Annotated in this window: 12 protein-coding genes and 1 pseudogene; 6 read left to right on the forward strand and 7 right to left on the reverse strand. The window is 50.8% G+C overall.

All coding sequences use genetic code 11. The features are described from left to right. Positions 1-259: 259 nt before the first annotated feature. Positions 260-2,245, reverse strand: a complete 1,986-nt coding sequence (parE, locus tag ACTHRE_RS00005; RefSeq protein WP_377073203.1) for a DNA topoisomerase IV subunit B — start codon at positions 2,243-2,245, stop codon at positions 260-262. Positions 2,246-2,313: 68 nt separating this feature from the next. Beyond that, positions 2,314-2,850: an RNA pyrophosphohydrolase gene (locus ACTHRE_RS00010; RefSeq protein ID WP_004520487.1), complete on the reverse strand. Its 537-nt coding sequence runs from the start codon at positions 2,848-2,850 to the stop codon at positions 2,314-2,316. A 327-nt stretch (positions 2,851-3,177) separates the two neighbouring features. Here ACTHRE_RS00010 and ACTHRE_RS00015 point away from each other — a divergent pair, with 327 nt between their 5' ends. The 3 genes from ACTHRE_RS00015 (at position 3,178) to ACTHRE_RS00025 (ending at position 6,074) form a co-directional block, all read left to right on the forward strand. After that, positions 3,178-4,323 (forward strand): polyamine ABC transporter substrate-binding protein, encoded by a 1,146-nt coding sequence (locus ACTHRE_RS00015; protein ID WP_377073201.1) that lies wholly within the window; start codon positions 3,178-3,180, stop codon positions 4,321-4,323. 107 nt (positions 4,324-4,430) lie between these two features. Further along, the gene (locus ACTHRE_RS00020; RefSeq protein WP_003680574.1) at positions 4,431-4,703 is read left to right on the forward strand and encodes an ACT domain-containing protein; all 273 of its coding nucleotides are present in this window, start codon (positions 4,431-4,433) and stop codon (positions 4,701-4,703) included. A gap of 15 nt (positions 4,704-4,718) precedes the next feature. Further along, on the forward strand, positions 4,719-6,074 hold the full coding sequence (locus tag ACTHRE_RS00025) for a PFL family protein (RefSeq protein WP_070646724.1): 1,356 nt from the start codon (positions 4,719-4,721) through the stop codon (positions 6,072-6,074). Between the two features lie 69 nt (positions 6,075-6,143). On the opposite strand, the gene ACTHRE_RS00030 is transcribed toward ACTHRE_RS00025, so the two are convergent. Next, positions 6,144-7,673, reverse strand: coding sequence for a helicase HerA-like domain-containing protein (locus ACTHRE_RS00030; protein WP_440344804.1), 1,530 nt, complete (start codon positions 7,671-7,673; stop codon positions 6,144-6,146). 242 nt (positions 7,674-7,915) lie between these two features. Between ACTHRE_RS00030 and ACTHRE_RS00035 the strand changes: the two genes are divergently transcribed. From ACTHRE_RS00035 to ACTHRE_RS00045, 3 genes and pseudogenes are all read left to right on the forward strand, one after another. Then, positions 7,916-9,145 carry a multidrug effflux MFS transporter gene (locus tag ACTHRE_RS00035; protein WP_440344803.1) on the forward strand — a complete coding sequence of 410 codons (1,230 nt, stop codon included), beginning with the start codon at positions 7,916-7,918 and terminating at the stop codon, positions 9,143-9,145. Between the two features lie 61 nt (positions 9,146-9,206). Then, positions 9,207-10,016 (forward strand): glutamate racemase, encoded by an 810-nt coding sequence (gene murI / locus ACTHRE_RS00040; protein WP_440344802.1) that lies wholly within the window; start codon positions 9,207-9,209, stop codon positions 10,014-10,016. An 11-nt stretch (positions 10,017-10,027) separates the two neighbouring features. After that, positions 10,028-10,219: pseudogene (locus tag ACTHRE_RS00045) on the forward strand (UvrB/UvrC motif-containing protein); the annotation flags it as partial. A 651-nt stretch (positions 10,220-10,870) separates the two neighbouring features. Here the strand turns inward: ACTHRE_RS00045 and ACTHRE_RS00050 are convergent. The 4 genes from ACTHRE_RS00050 to ACTHRE_RS00065 all read right to left on the reverse strand — a co-directional run bounded on the left by ACTHRE_RS00050 (position 10,871) and on the right by ACTHRE_RS00065 (position 15,528). Further along, entirely contained in the window at positions 10,871-11,035 is a 165-nt protein-coding gene (locus tag ACTHRE_RS00050; protein WP_440345259.1) for a hypothetical protein, read from the reverse strand. A gap of 129 nt (positions 11,036-11,164) precedes the next feature. Next, the gene (gene pgmB, locus ACTHRE_RS00055; RefSeq protein WP_440344800.1) at positions 11,165-11,830 is read right to left on the reverse strand and encodes a beta-phosphoglucomutase; all 666 of its coding nucleotides are present in this window, start codon (positions 11,828-11,830) and stop codon (positions 11,165-11,167) included. A gap of 12 nt (positions 11,831-11,842) precedes the next feature. Next, positions 11,843-14,101: a glycoside hydrolase family 65 protein gene (locus tag ACTHRE_RS00060; protein ID WP_440344799.1), complete on the reverse strand. Its 2,259-nt coding sequence runs from the start codon at positions 14,099-14,101 to the stop codon at positions 11,843-11,845. A gap of 74 nt (positions 14,102-14,175) precedes the next feature. After that, positions 14,176-15,528 carry an SLC45 family MFS transporter gene (locus ACTHRE_RS00065; RefSeq protein WP_440344798.1) on the reverse strand — a complete coding sequence of 451 codons (1,353 nt, stop codon included), beginning with the start codon at positions 15,526-15,528 and terminating at the stop codon, positions 14,176-14,178. Between the last annotated feature and the right edge of the window lie 144 nt (positions 15,529-15,672).

Raw genomic sequence — 15,672 nt, forward strand, 5'->3', positions numbered from 1 at the left:
TAGCTCAGTTGGTTAGAGTACCGGCCTGTCACGCCGGGGGTCGCGGGTTCGAGCCCCGTCCGCCGCGCCATTATTTAAAAAGCACTGATAATATCAGTGCTTTTTTATTTGTCTTAAACACACAATTCAGCTGCAAAAATAGAAACAGGTAAGTAACAGGATATTGAAATACTGTTTAATCTTAATTTCTGATGATTGAAAAAAGGCCGTCTGAAACTTTTAAAGTTTCAGACGGCCTTTAGTCTATTAAAACAATGGATTAAATATCCAATTCTGCCGTATCGCCTTCTTTTTCCATCCATGCGCGGCGGGCGGCGGCTTCGCCTTTGCCCATCAGTTTAACGAAGATGTCGCGTGTTTCGTCATCTGCACCTTCTGGGATTTGTACCTGCAACAGACGGCGGGTGTCGGGGTGCATGGTGGTGTCTTTGAGCTGATCGGGGTTCATCTCGCCCAAGCCTTTGAACCGGCTGATGGAATAAGCAGTTTCTTTAACGCCTTCTTTTTGTAGTCGCTCCAAAATGCTGTCGAGTTCGTTTTGGTCGAGGGCGTAGAATTTGCGGGCGGGTTTGCTTTTGCCTTGTGCGTTGACATCGACGCGGAACAGCGGCGGTTGGGCGACGTAGATGTGTCCGTCGGCGACCAGTTTCGGGAAGTGGCGGTAGAACAGGGTCAACAGCAAAACTTGAATATGCGAGCCGTCCACGTCGGCATCGGATAAGATGGCGATTTTGCCGTAGCGCAGGCCGCTTAAATCGGGATTGTCGTTGATGCCATGCGGATCAACGCCGATGGCAACGGAAATATCATGGATTTCGGCGTTGCCGAAGAGCTGATCGGGGTGGACTTCGAAGCTGTTGAGCACTTTGCCGCGCAGGGGCAGGATGGCCTGTGTGGCTTTATCGCGGGCAAGTTTGGCTGAGCCGCCGGCGGAATCACCTTCGACGAGGAAGAGTTCGTTTTCGCGGATGTCTTCGCTTTCGCAGTCGGTTAGCTTGCCGGGCAGGACAGCGACGCCGCTGCCTTTTTTCTTTTCGATTTTTTTAACCGAACGCATCCGTGCTTGTGCCTGACGGATGGCGAGTTCGGCAATTTTTTTGCCGTAGTCCACGTTTTGGTTCAGCCACAATTCCAAAGGGTCGCCCGATACGGTGGCAACGAGTTTCAGTGCATCGCGGTTGGTCAGTTTGTCTTTGGTTTGACCTTGGAACTGAGGGTCGAGAACACGGGCGGAGAGGACGAAGGCGGTTTTGCTGAACACGTCGTCGCTTTGCACTTTCACGCCTCGCGGCAAGAGATTGTGCAGATTGATGAAGTTGTTGACTGCGTTGAACACGGCTTGTTTCAAGCCTGCTTCATGTGTCCCGCCCAATGGGGTAGGGATGAGGTTGACATAGCTTTCGTTGGCGCATGAGCCTTCTTCCAGCCAAGTCAGGGCAAATGCTGCGCCTTCACCAATGCTGAAATCGCCGTTGTGGCCGTCTGAAATGTAGTTTTCACAGGAGAAGATAGGCACGGCTTCTTGCGCATCGGCAATGAGGTCGGTCAGATAGCTTTTTAGGCCGTCTGGATAGTGCCAAGTTTGGGTGTGCACTTCGTCTTCGCCTTTGACCGGACGGGTCAGGGAAACGCGTACGCCCGGCAGTAGTACGGCTTTGGCGCGCAGCAGGCGTTCGAGTTCGGGAATGCTGTAATTCGGGCTTTCAAAATATTTGCCGTCGGGCCACACGCGCACTTCGGTACCGCTGTCTTTGACGGCGCATTTGCCCACTTCAGTCAATGGCTCAATGACGTCGCCACCGGAAAAGACGATGCGGTGGATTTTGCCTTCGCGTTTGACCGTTACTTCAAGGCGGGTGGAAAGGGCGTTGGTTACGGATACGCCCACGCCGTGCAGGCCGCCTGAAAAGGCATAGGCGCTACCGCCGTCTTTTTTGTTGAACTTGCCGCCTGCGTGCAGACGGGTGAACACGAGTTCGACTACGGGTACGCCTTCTTCAGGGTGCAGGCCGACGGGAATGCCGCGGCCGTTATCACGGACGGAAAGCGAACCGTCTTCATGAATTTGCACGTCGATTGCAGTCGCGAAACCACCCAACGCCTCGTCCGCCGCGTTATCAATCACTTCCTGACAGATATGGGTCGGGCTGTCGGTACGGGTGTACATGCCGGGACGTTCTTTGACCGGCTCCAAGCCTTTGAGGACGGTAATGCTGGATTCGCTGTATTGATTGTTTTTAGCCATAGGAATAATGTAAAGGCCGTCAGAAAGGATGAAAAACAACGCTTTCAGACGGCCTGAAAGCGTTTGGGTTATAGGTTTTCTATTGGATTGCGCCGGATAAAGTCTTCATAGCTTTCTATGCCGCGCAAGAAACGGGAGAGTTCGGTCAATGCGTCCAAATACACGCCGCGCTTGAAGTCGATGACTTCGTCAACCGGCGCCCAGTATTGGTGCCAGCGCCAGCCGTCAAATTCAGGATGATGGCAGGCACGGAGGTTGACGTCGCTGTCGCGGCCGACCAAACGCAAAAGATACCAAATCTGTTTTTGTCCGCGATACGAACCGCGCCATTCGCGCCGAACCCAGTGGCTGGGCACGTCATAACGCAACCAGTCGCGCGTACGGCCAACGATTTTGATGTGTTGCGGCAACAGGCCGACTTCTTCGTACAATTCCCGGTACATGGCGGTCTCAGGACTTTCGCCCGGCTTGATGCCGCCTTGCGGAAACTGCCATGAATGTTCGCGTACGCGTTTGCCCCAAAAGACTTCGTTACGTTCGTTAATCAGGATAATACCGACATTGGGGCGATAGCCTTCTCTGTCTAACACGGTGTCGCCCTTCATTAAATTCAATCGTGCAATTTTCCCACAAATTGGGCGGTTTTGACAAATCTTGAGGCCGTCTGAATAAGCCCACAGTTTTTTCCAGACGGCATGAAACTGTTTCTGAAAAAATGTTGTTTATGAATAAAACCATAGCTTCAGGCCGTCTGAAAAGGGAGAATTTTTTCTGCTTTAAGGTCTTGCATTCAAAAGCTTTTTGCCGTTTAATGCAAACCTTGCTGAATCAAGGGCAAAGGACATATGCCGGCCGCCCCCACAGTTTCCCTTTTGTAAGTGGCATCCGCCACCGCTGCAATATTTTTACCCCCGAACAAAAGGTCTGAAACCATGAAAAAATCTTTGATGGCGGCGGCAATCTTGAGCCTCGTCTTGACTGCGTGTAGCGGTGGAAAAGAAACCGCCGCAGAATCTTCCGCATCTCAAACTCAAACTTCTTCCTCTCAAACGGATAAACTTAATATCTACAACTGGTCGGATTATGTCGATCCTGCCACGCTGTCTGCGTTTGAAAACAAAACGCATATCAACGTCCGCTACGATTACTACGACAGCAACGAAGCGCTGGAAGCCAAGCTGCTGACCGGTAAGTCGGGTTATGACCTGGTTGCGCCGTCTATTGCCAATGTCGGCCGCCAGATTAAAGCAGGCGCGTATCAAAAAATCGACAAATCGCAAATTCCCGATTACGCCAATATCGATCCCGATTTGTTGAAAATGATGGAAACCGTCGATCCGGGCAACGAATATGCCGTCCCTTATTTCTGGGGCATCAATACGCTGGCGATTAACAAGCAGCAGGTTCAAAAGGCTTTGGGTACGGACAAGCTGCCTGAAAACGAATGGGATTTGGTGTTTAACCCTGAATATACCCAAAAACTGAAATCCTGCGGCATCAGCTATTTCGACAGCGCCATCGAGCAGATTCCTTTGGCTTTGCATTATTTGGGCAAAGATCCGAACAGCGAAAACCCTGACGACATCAAAGCCGCAGTCGATATGATGAAAAAAGTGCGTCCCTACATCAAACGCTTTACCTCGTCGGGCTATATCGATGATATGGCGGCCGGTAATCTTTGCGTATCGGTAGGCTACGGCGGCGACCTCAATATTGCCAAAACCCGTGCCAAAGAAGCAGGAAACGGCGTCGAAGTCGAAGTATTGGCGCCGAAAAGCGGCGTCGGTATTTGGGTGGATTCGCTGATGATTCCGCGTGATGCGCAAAATGTGGCCAATGCACATAAATACATCAATCACACGCTCAATCCGGAAACAGCGGCCAAAAACGGCAACTATGTGACTTATGCTCCTGCCAGCCGTCCGGCGCGTGATTTGATGGATGAAAAATACACTTCTGACGAATCGATTTTCCCAAGTAAAGAATTGATGGAAAAAAGCTTCATCGTCTCCCCTAAGTCAACCGATGCGAGCAAACTCAGCGTTCGCTTGTGGCAGGCTTTGAAAGCAGGGCGATAATCAAAATTGAAATTTGAATACTCAGGCCGTCTGAAACAGTTTTTCAGACGGCCTGAGTGTTATAATTGTCAACACTTTTCAAATATCCTATGAGGAGAAACAGCGTTATGAACAATTCAGTCATCACCGTCATCGGTAAAGACCGTGTGGGCATTGTGTACGACGTTTCCAAAATTTTAGCGGAAAACCAAATCAATATTCTCAACATCAGCCAACAGCTGATGGATGATTTTTTTACCATGATTATTTTGGTGGACACTTCAAAATGCACCAAATCGCGTCAAGAGGTTTTGGATTTGTTTGCGGAAGAGAGCAAAAAACTCGCGCTTGATATCCGTATGCAAAACGAAGAAATTTTCCAAGCCATGCACCGTATTTAAGTCGGAGGGAGAGCCATGAGTATTCAATCCGGCGAGATTTTAGAAACCGTCAAAATGGTGGCCGACCAGAATTTTGACGTGCGCACCATTACCATCGGCATTGATTTGCACGACTGCATCAGCAGCGATATCAATGTGTTGAACCAAAACATTTACAATAAAATCACCACTGTTGGCAAAGACTTGGTGGCGACGGCAAAATATCTGTCTGCCAAATACGGCGTACCGATTGTGAATCAGCGTATTTCCGTCACACCGATTGCCCAAATCGCCGCGGCCACCCATGCCGATTCCTATGTCAGCGTGGCGCAAACTTTGGATAAGGCTGCCAAAGCGATAGGCGTGTCCTTTATCGGCGGCTTTTCCGCGTTGGTGCAAAAAGGCATGTCGCCTTCGGACGAAGTGCTGATCCGTTCCATTCCCGAAGCGATGAAGACTACTGATATCGTGTGTAGCTCCATCAATATCGGCAGCACGCGTGCCGGTATCAATATGGATGCGGTCAAGCTGGCAGGCGAAACCATCAAACGCACGGCTGAAATCACGCCCGAAGGTTTCGGTTGCGCCAAAATCGTCGTGTTCTGTAATGCAGTGGAAGATAACCCGTTTATGGCGGGCGCGTTTCACGGTTCGGGCGAAGCGGATGCCGTTATCAATGTCGGCGTTTCCGGCCCGGGTGTCGTAAAAGCCGCGTTGGAAAATTCAGATGCAACGACATTGACCGAAGTTGCGGAAGTAGTGAAGAAAACTGCTTTCAAAATTACCCGCGTGGGCGAACTTATCGGCCGCGAAGCCTCAAAAATGTTGAATATTCCGTTTGGTATTCTTGATTTATCGTTGGCACCAACCCCTGCCGTCGGCGACTCGGTGGCGCGCATTCTTGAAGAAATGGGTTTGAGCGTCTGCGGTACGCACGGCACGACGGCGGCTTTGGCCTTGCTGAATGATGCTGTGAAAAAAGGCGGCATGATGGCTTCCAGCGCGGTCGGCGGTTTGAGTGGCGCGTTTATCCCTGTTTCGGAAGACGAGGGCATGATTGCCGCAGCCGAAGCCGGAGTGCTGACACTGGATAAACTCGAAGCTATGACCGCCGTCTGCTCCGTTGGTTTGGACATGATTGCCATCCCCGGCGACACGCCTGCTCATACCATTTCCGGCATCATCGCCGACGAAGCTGCCATCGGCATGATCAACAGCAAAACCACTGCCGTGCGCATTATTCCGGTAACCGGCAAAACCGTCGGCGACAGCGTCGAGTTCGGCGGCCTGCTGGGCTACGCGCCTGTAATGCCGGTCAAAGAAGGCTCATGCGAAGTGTTTGTCAACCGAGGCGGTAGAATCCCGGCTCCGGTTCAATCGATGAAAAACTGATTGGATTGATAAATAAAAAAAGGCCGTCTGAAATTGATTTTCAGACGGCCTTTTATATTTGCAGGCTGATTATTTGAACATATTTTTGATAATGCCCATTACGCTGCGTGAAATGGCGTTGGTTACTTGGCGGTTGATTTGGCTGCCGATGGCGTCGGCAACGTTGTAGCCCAAACCTTGGCCGGATTTTTTGCGTCCGCCGCTCAAACCGCCGATCAGTCCGCCAAGGATGCCGGGATCGGCATTGGCAGCCTCTTTTTCTGCAGCTTTTTGTGCTTTTTCCTGCTCTTTGGCGGCATTTGCGGCTTCTTTTTCAGCGGCAGCCTGGCTGTCTGCTTCGGCCAATGCTTCAAAAGCGGAGTAGTTGTCCACTATGTCTTTATAGGTTGGATACAAATCATCGTTTTGGAACAAGCGGTTGCGCTCTTCTGCGGCAAGCGGGGTTAAGGAAGATTGCGGCGGCAGAATAAGGGCGCGCTCTACCGGCTCGGGCATACCTTTTTCATCAAGGAAGGAAACGAGGGCTTCGCCGACGCCGAGTTCGGCAATCGCTTCGGCAACTTTGATGTTTGGGTTGCTGCGGAAGGTTTCGGCAGCGGCTTTGACTGCTTTTTGGTCGCGCGGTGTGAAGGCGCGCAGGGCGTGTTGCACGCGGTTGCCGAGCTGTCCGAGAATGGTATCGGGCAAGTCAAGCGGGTTTTGGGTGACGAAATATACGCCCACGCCTTTGGAACGGATCAGGCGCACGACTTGTTCGATTTGTTCGACCAGCGCATTGGCGGCATTGTCGAACATCAAATGCGCTTCGTCGAAGAACATCACGAATTTGGGTTTGTCCAAATCGCCGACTTCGGGCAGGGTTTCAAACAATTCTGCCAGCATCCACAGCAAAAACGCGCTGTACATACGCGGCGAGCACATCAGTTTTTCGGAATTAAGGATGTTGATGATACCTTTGCCGTTGTCGGTTTGCATCCAGTCTTGCAGGTTGAGGGAAGGTTCGCCGAAGAATTTTTCTGCACCTTCGTTTTCCAAAGTCAGCAGTTGGCGTTGAATCGCGCCGATACTGGTGGCAGAAACGTTGCCGTATTGCGTGCGGTATTCCGAAGCGTGGTCGGAAACGTGTTTCAACATGCTGCGCAGGTCTTTTAAGTCCAGAATGTGCCAGCCTCTGTCGTCGGCAACTTTGAACACGAGGTTGAGCAGGCCTTCCTGCGTATCGTTCAGGTTCATCAAACGCGCCAGCAGCAGCGGGCCCATTTCTGAAACGGTGACACGTACGGGAATACCGGTTTCGCCGTAAACATCCCAAAAGCGCACGGGGAAACTTTGCAGCCATTGCTCGCCCAAATCAAACTCGGCGATGCGTTCGCCCACTTTGCCGCTGTTGGCACCGGCTTGCGCGATGCCCGACAAATCGCCTTTGACATCGACCAAGAATACAGGGACGCTTTCGCTGCTGAAGGCTTCTGCCATGCGGCGCAGTGTAACGGTTTTCCCCGTACCGGTCGCACCGGCGATCAAGCCGTGGCGGTTGGCCATTTTACCTTGGATTTCGAGCGTTTTCCCGTCGGCACGCGCAATTTGAAATGTAGTCATGATTATTCCTTAGGATCCGTGATGTGAAACAATTTGTTGTCTTAAAAAAACAAGCATTTTAACGTTTGCGGCGAGGGGGTTCAACCAAGCAAAGTTTCAGACGGCCTTAAGTTTTGCAAAGGTTTTTTTGCAGTGATTGGACAAGGTTGAAATCTGCTATAATTCCATCCAATCCGCAACCGTCTGACAAGGCGGTTGTTTTCTTTGTTTTTTGAATATTTTTTACGAAAGCGAAAGTCGGAATGACTGCACAACAAGCCCCTTTGGGCGAAAAAATTATGGCCGTGCTGATGGCGATGTTGGTCGCGCTGATGCCGTTTTCTGTCGATGCCTATCTGCCTGCGATTCCCGAAATGGCGAAGTCGCTGGGTTCGGACATCCACCGTATTGAGCAAAGCCTGAGCTTTTTTATGTTTGGCGTGGCGTTTGGTCAGGTGGTCGGCGGTTCGATTTCGGATATTAAAGGCCGCAAACCTGTCGCCTTGGTGGGCTTGAGCATTTACTTTGCCGCCGTTATCGGTTTGACGATGGTGAATAATGTCGAGCAGCTGTTGAACTTGCGTGCTTTGCAGGCGTTTGGTGCGGGGATGACCGTGGTGATTTCCGGCGCGATGGTGCGCGATTATTATTCCGGACGCAAAGCCGCGCAGATGTTTGCCTTAATCGGCATCATTCTGATGATTGTGCCGCTGATGGCGCCGATGATTGGTGCCGGCTTGCAGAATTTGGGCGGTTGGCGCATGATTTTCGGCTTTCTGGCCTGCTATTCGCTGCTGCTTTGGGGGTTGATGTGGTATTTCCTGCCCAAGCCGCACCAAAAAGGTAAAATCAGCATGGACGTGTTCGGCGTGGTGGCAGGCAGGTTTAAACGCGTTTTGAAAACGCGAGCTGCGATGGGCTATCTGTTTTTCCAAGCTTTCAGTTTTGGTTCGATGTTTGCCTTTTTGACCGAATCGTCGTTCGTTTACCAACACCTGTATCATGTTTCACCAAACCAATATGCTTGGATATTTGCGCTTAATATCATTACCATGATGTCGTTTAACCGCGTTACCGCATGGCGTTTGAAAACCGGTACGCATCCGCAAAACATCCTCAAATGGGGCATTATCGTCCAATTTGCCGCCAATCTGCTGATGACGGTTTTGGTATTGTCGCTGTCTCTGCCGCCTTTGTGGGCTTTGGTACCATGTGTGATGTTTTCAGTCGGTACGCAAGGCTTGGTCGGTGCGAACACTCAGGCCTGCTTTATGAGCTATTTCAGCGCAGAGGGCGGCAGTGCAAATGCCGTCTTGGGCGTGTTCCAATCCCTTATCGGCGCATCGGTCGGCATGGCAACGACTTGGCTGCATAATGGTTCCGCTTTGGTGATGGCCGGTATGATGTTGAGCTCGACCGTGTGCGGTATCGTACTGTTGTGGATTTGCTCGCATCAGGCTTGGATGGAAAACGATAAAAAAGAATATGTTTAACCTTCAGGCCGTCTGAAAAACGGTTTCAGACGGCCTCAACACTATATTGAAGAAATTAACCATGAGTACCAGCAAACAACGCCCCATCGGCGTATTCGATTCCGGCGTCGGCGGCTTGACCAACGTCCGCGCCCTGATGGAACGCCTGCCGATGGAAAACATCATCTATTTCGGCGATACCGCACGCGTTCCATATGGCACCAAATCCCGCGCCACCATCGAAACCTTCGCCATGCAGATTGTCGATTTCCTGCTGGAAAACGATGTCAAAGCACTGGTTATCGCGTGCAACACCATCGCCGCCGTTGCTGGACAGAAAATCCGCCAAAAAGCAGGCAATATGCCCGTATTGGACGTCATCTCTGCCGGTGCGGAAGCCGCTTTGCAAACCACCAAAAACAACCGAATCGGCATTATTGCGACCAATACCACCGTCAACAGCAATGCCTACGCGCGCGCCATCCATTCGAAAAACAACGACACGCTGGTGCGCACGCAAGCCGCGCCCCTGCTTGTGCCATTGGTAGAAGAGGGCTGGCTCGATCACGAAGTCACCCGCCTGACCGTGCGCGAATACCTGAAGCCGCTCTTGGCCGACGACATCGACACGCTGGTGTTGGGTTGTACCCACTTCCCACTGCTCAAACCGCTTATCGGCCGCGAAGCGCAAAACGTCACCTTGGTCGATTCCGCCATCACCACCGCCGAAGCCACCGCCAAAGCCTTAGCACAAGCAGGTTTGCTGAATACAGAAAACGACGACCCGGATTACCGCTTCTACGTCAGCGACATCCCACTGCGTTTCCGCACCATCGGCGAACGCTTCCTGGGTAGAAGTATGGAGCAGATTGAGATGGTAACGTTGGGTTGATTGGAAATATTAAAGGCCGTCTGAAAGGTAAAAATAAGGTTAAAGTCGGCGAGATTCACAACGAAGAAGACGCGATTAAAGAAATTGCCAAATTGGAAAAAGCCATGCAACAGGCGGCTAGGGATTTGCAGTTTGAAGAAGCTGCTGTGTTGCGGGATAGAATTCGGGGGATTAAAGAGAATTTGTTGTTTGGGGTAGAGTAGTTTGGATCTGAATGAAAATTTGAAACTTAGGATTTGATTATGCATAATAAGTATTTTATTTCTTTTATTGTTGTTTTTTTGATTTTAAATGTAATATTTCCAGGTTTTCTAAGTTCAGAAAAAATACAGTTTTGCACCCTTTCATTTATGATCTTATCATTTATAATAATTTTATTCTTGTTATTAACGAGTAATTTATTTTTCTTAAAAAATAAATCGATGACTAATCAGCAAATAGAAATTTATAAATGGTTAAGTATAGATATATATATACAAGTCATCATGCTGTTTTTGTCAGTATTATTTTATTCTCTTTATTCTTTTAAAACCTATGACTTTAGTTTTGTTAATAACGATGCATTTCCGTTGTTAATATTAAGTGCAGGTTTGACGGGTATTTATAATTATATTAAACTTCGCATAGTTTATAAATTAGACCTTAGTCGCCAGCAAGTTATTAATCTTATTATTACCATCCTATATGGTTTACTTTTTACGCTAATAGCTATATTTTTTAAACCATACGTGGAAAACTGGTATAATGGAATATTCGGAAATTATTTATTTAAATATAAATACAATTATTATTCAGAAATTTGGTTTCTTCATTTCTTAATGACGGTGTATGCTATTTTTTGCATATCTGATACATTAGTTGCATTGAGTAAAGCTGAAGTTGATAGACAACAAAGCCTGATCAAGCCGTAGCAAGCCGTAGCCTGTATCCCCACCAACCGCGTGCGTGGCTGCGCCACACACCCTACCTGCGGCAACACAAACTTTAAAATCGAGGTGTAGGGTGTGTGCGGTACGCACGCACGCGTTGTCTGTCGTTCTCACCACTGTTTCAAACTTTCAGAAGACCTCAAACGTCGTCTGGAAACTTTTAGAATAAAGGCCGTCTGAAATCCAGTTTTCAGACGGCCTTTTTACTTCCTTAGTATTTTACCTGCCCGACTGTGCCCACACGTTTTGCAGGTAGGCGTAGGTCAGCTCGGCGGTGCCGGACACCAGCGCGATGTCGCTGCCCAAGTCTTCGGCTTTGCCCACGCCGATGGGCAAGGCGCCGGAGGCTTTGATGGCGGCGACGCCGGCGGCGGCGTCTTCAATGCCGATACATTGGCGGATATCCGCACCCACGCCCTCGGCTGCTGCGAGGAAGATGTCGGGTGCGGGTTTGGAATGCGCGACGGCGGCAGGGTCGGCGACGGCGTCAAAGAAGTGGGTCAGCCCCATGCGTTCCAGCAGAAACGGACTGTTTTTACTGGCGGACGCGAGGGCGATTTTTTTGCCGTTTGCTTTCAATGCTTCCAGCAGCGGCAAAATGCCGGGGTACACGTCTTCGGGTTTGACTGCCTGAATCATCTCCAAGTAGTTGTCGTTTTTGCGGCGGGTCAGTTCGGCGAACTCGGCTTCGCCGACGGTTTTGCCGCCGTGAGCAAGGATGCGTTTGAGCGAATCGTCGCGCGACACGCCTTTGAGCTGCTCGTTAAACTTGCGGTCGATGCTGATGCCCAGTTCTTCGGCGAGCTTTTTCCATGCGCGGTAGTGGTATTCGGCGGTGTCGGTGATGACGCCGTCGAGGTCAAATAAGACTGCGGTAAAAGTCATTTTGCGCCCTCCTTATTTTTCCAATGCAACGGTGTGGCTGCCGTTGAGCGTGATGTCTTTGCCATACACCTGCAAATCGAACGGCTCGCCTTTGAGCAGGGTGAAGACCACGTTTTCTTTGCCGACGGCGACTTTAATCAGACGGCCTCGGTAGTTGATGTGGAAGGCGTAGCCTGTCCACGCACTCGGCAGGAACGGTGCGAAGCTGAGTTTGCCGCCCCAGGTTTTCATTTGGGCGAAACCTTGGACGATGGCGAGCCACGAGCCGGTCATGGAGGTGATGTGCAGGCCGTCTTCGGTGTCGTTGTTGTAGTTGTCCAAGTCCAGGCGGGCGGTGCGCTGGTACATTTCCACGGCTTTTTCTTCTTTGCCCAGTTCGGCGGCGAGGATGGCGTGGATACACGGCGACAGCGAGCTTTCGTGCACGGTCATCGGTTCGTAGAAGTCGAAGTTGCGGCGTTTTTCGTCGATATTGAAATGGTCGCCGAAGAAGTAGATGCCTTGCAATACGTCCGCCTGTTTGATGAAGGGCGAACGCAGGATTTTGTCCCACGACCATTTCTGGTTGAGCGGCAAATCGTCGGGCGAAAGCGCGGACACGGGGCGGATGTCTTTGTCGAGGAAGCCGTCGTGTTGGACGAATACGCCGAGTTCTTCGTCATGCGGACGGTACATATTCGCGCTGATGTCCGCCCATTTTTCCAACTCGGCGGCGCTCACGTTCAAATCCGGACGCGGGTATTTCGCCAAGGCTTCTCTGGTGTAATCCAATACCCATGCGGCAAGGGTGTTGGTGTACCAGTTGTTGTTGATGTTGTTTTCGTATTCGTTCGGACCGGTTACGCCGTGAATCATGTATTTGCCGTTGCGTTTGGAGAAGTGGACGCGGTCCGCCCAGAAGCGGGATACTTCGACCAAGACTTCCAAGCCTTCTTTGGCAAGATAGCTTTCGTCGCCGGTGTAGTTGGTGTAGTTGTAGATGGCGTAAGGAATCGCGCCGTTGCGGTGGATTTCCTCGAAGGTGATTTCCCATTCGTTGTGGCACTCAATGCCTGTAAACGTTACCATCGGATAGAGTGCGCCCGCCAAGCCCTGTTCGCGCGCGTTATGTTGCGCCTGCGGCAGTTGGTTGCGGCGGTATTGCAGCAGGTTGCGGGTAACTTCGGGTTCAGCCAGTGCGAGGTAAAGCGGCACGGCATAGGCTTCGGTGTCCCAATAGGTCGCGCCGCCGTATTTTTCGCCGGTAAAGCCTTTGGGGCCGATGTTCAGGCGCGCGTCTTCGCCGTAGTAGGTGGAGAACAGTTGGAACAGGTTGAAGCGGATGCCCTGCTGCGCTTCGTCGCTGCCTTCGATGACCACGTCGGCAATTTCCCAGCGGTGCAGCCAGCCTGCTTTGTGCGCCTCCAGCAAGGTTTCAAACGCAACGCCTGCGATTTTTTCCGACAAGGCGCGGCCTGCGGCTTTCACTGCTTCCAAGCCCTGATAATCGCGGCTGGTGGTAACAATCACGCGTTTTTCAAAGGTTTCGGGCGTGCCGCCGACTTCGGCCTCGAAAGAATTGGAGACCTGCCAATCGGTTTGGCTGCCGCCGAGGGCTTTAAAGCTGCCAGTGAAGGTTTGCTCGGCGTTGACGATGAATTGTTCCACGCCGAAAGGGTTGGCAACGGTTTGGGTGGCAATGTAGGAGCGGTCGTCTGAAACGCCTTTGTCCAATACCTGCCAGAATTTTTCTTCGTAGTTGGAGTCTTCGTTTTTCACGTCGGCGTCGATGATCGAATCAATGCGGACTTGGTGGGTTTTGCCGTCAACGGATACGGCTTCCCAGCGGATGAGAGCCAGCTCTTTTTGCGCGACGGACAGGAATTTGCACACATCAAAACGCACGCCGAATACGGTGAACGAGCGGCGCAACACGCCGTGTTGCATATCGAGTTCGACGGAGAAGTCGGCAACGTCGTTTTGCGCCAAGTCGACCTCTTGTCCATCGACAAAGATTTTGACTTTGCTGAAATTAAGTGCGTTGATGGTTTTGCCGAAATATTTAGGATAGCCGTTTTTCCACCAGCCGACGCGGGTTTTGTCGGGGAACCACACGCCGGCGATGTAGGTGCCCAAGTGGCTGTCGGCGGAGTAGGTTTCTTCAAAGCTGCCGCGCATACCCATATAGCCGTTGCCCAAGCTGGTCAGGCTCTCTTGCAGCCGTTTGTGTTCTTTTTCCAGTTTTGCTGAACGCAGCGTCCAAGGGCTGATTTCCATGATTCTTGTATACATTTATGAAGCTCCTGTTATTAAAATTGTAAGTTCGGCAAAGGTTTCAGACGGCCTTTGCCGATGGTATTGATGGATTATTCGCCGTGGGTCTCTTTAATCAGACATACTGAGAAGGCTCCAAGCAGCAAGACTGCGCCTGCAACCAAGAACATGGTTGCTTGATGGCTGCCCAGCATAGGGAAGAGGATAAAGCTCAGCAGGGAGGCGACGATTTGAGGCATACAGATAGAGCCGTTAAACAGACCCAAATAAGTACCCATGTGTTTGCCTGAGAGGGCATTGGTCACAATCGTCAAAGGATAGGTAATGATACCGGCCCACGCAATACCGATTAAGGTATAAGACAACACCAGTGCGTATTGATTGCTGATGAAGAAAACGGAGAAGAAACCGAGTGCACCCAAAGCCAAGCAACCGAAATAACCGGCTTTATGGTATTTATTCGGTACTTTTGCCAGAATAAACGAGCAGATAACGGCAGCAATGGATTGCACCGCAGCTAAAACGCCGTACCAGTTGCCCGCTTCCTGATAGCCTACGGAAGAAGCATCGGTTGTCTGCCAAACGTTTTCTGCAATCGCGCCTGCTGAGTAAGTCCACATATATTGGAAGGCGAACCAGCAGAAGAATTGCACCAAAGTCACCGTCCAAAACGCTTTAGGTGCGGTTTTTAAGAGTTCGAACCAGTTGGCTTTTTCCTGATTCGCAGCCACGTCGATGCCGTGGTAGCGGGCGTAGGTTTCCGGATCATACTCTTTGACTTTGAAGATGGTGAACGCACTGGTAATAATCAGTAAGGCTGCGCCCACATAGAATGCTACGACCACGGTCTGCGGCACGACGCCTTTTTCGGCCGTGTTCGCCAAACCGATATACGCAAACACAAACGGCAGAATCGCCGCCACAACCGCGCCCGTATTTGCTAAGAAACTTTGAATGCCGTAGGCGTAGCCTTTTTGCTCCTCGTTGACCATATCGCCGACCATCATCTTAAACGGCTGCATTGCCATATTGGAGGATACGTCCAACAGCGCAATCATCAGCGCGCCAAACGACAAAGCCGCCAAGGAAGCGTAGCCAAAACCGAAGCTGCCCGAGTTCGGCATCAGAATCATGACGATGACCGCAATCAGCGTGCCGTAAAGCAGATAGGGCAGACGACGGCCGCCCAAGCGCGGCATCCAAGTGCGGTCTGAGTAGTAGCCCACAATCGGTTGAACCAACATACCGGCCAATGGGGGCAAAATGAAAAACCAGCCCAAATTATGCGGGTCAGCGCCTAAAGTTTGAAAAATTCGGCTCATTTGTGAGCTTTGCAGGGTAAAGGCCGTCTGAACGCCGAGATAGCCGAAGCTCAGCATCCAAATCGTACTTTTTGCCAGTGATGGCAAACCTTGTTTTGCTGTTTTTTGCGTATTTTCCGACATGAGGTAAATCCTTTTTTTGAAAAGTATTTTTATTGAGAAATCTGAAAGGTTCCTTGGTGTGGTGTTCTCTGTTGTTATTGTTTGTGTGCGTACTTTCAAGGATATAGGTGCATTTTATGAAGCGCGCCGGATATTGGCAATGCC

This window comes from Neisseria sp. P0001.S007, assembly GCF_051963655.1.
GTDB lineage: Bacteria > Pseudomonadota > Gammaproteobacteria > Burkholderiales > Neisseriaceae > Neisseria > Neisseria subflava_A.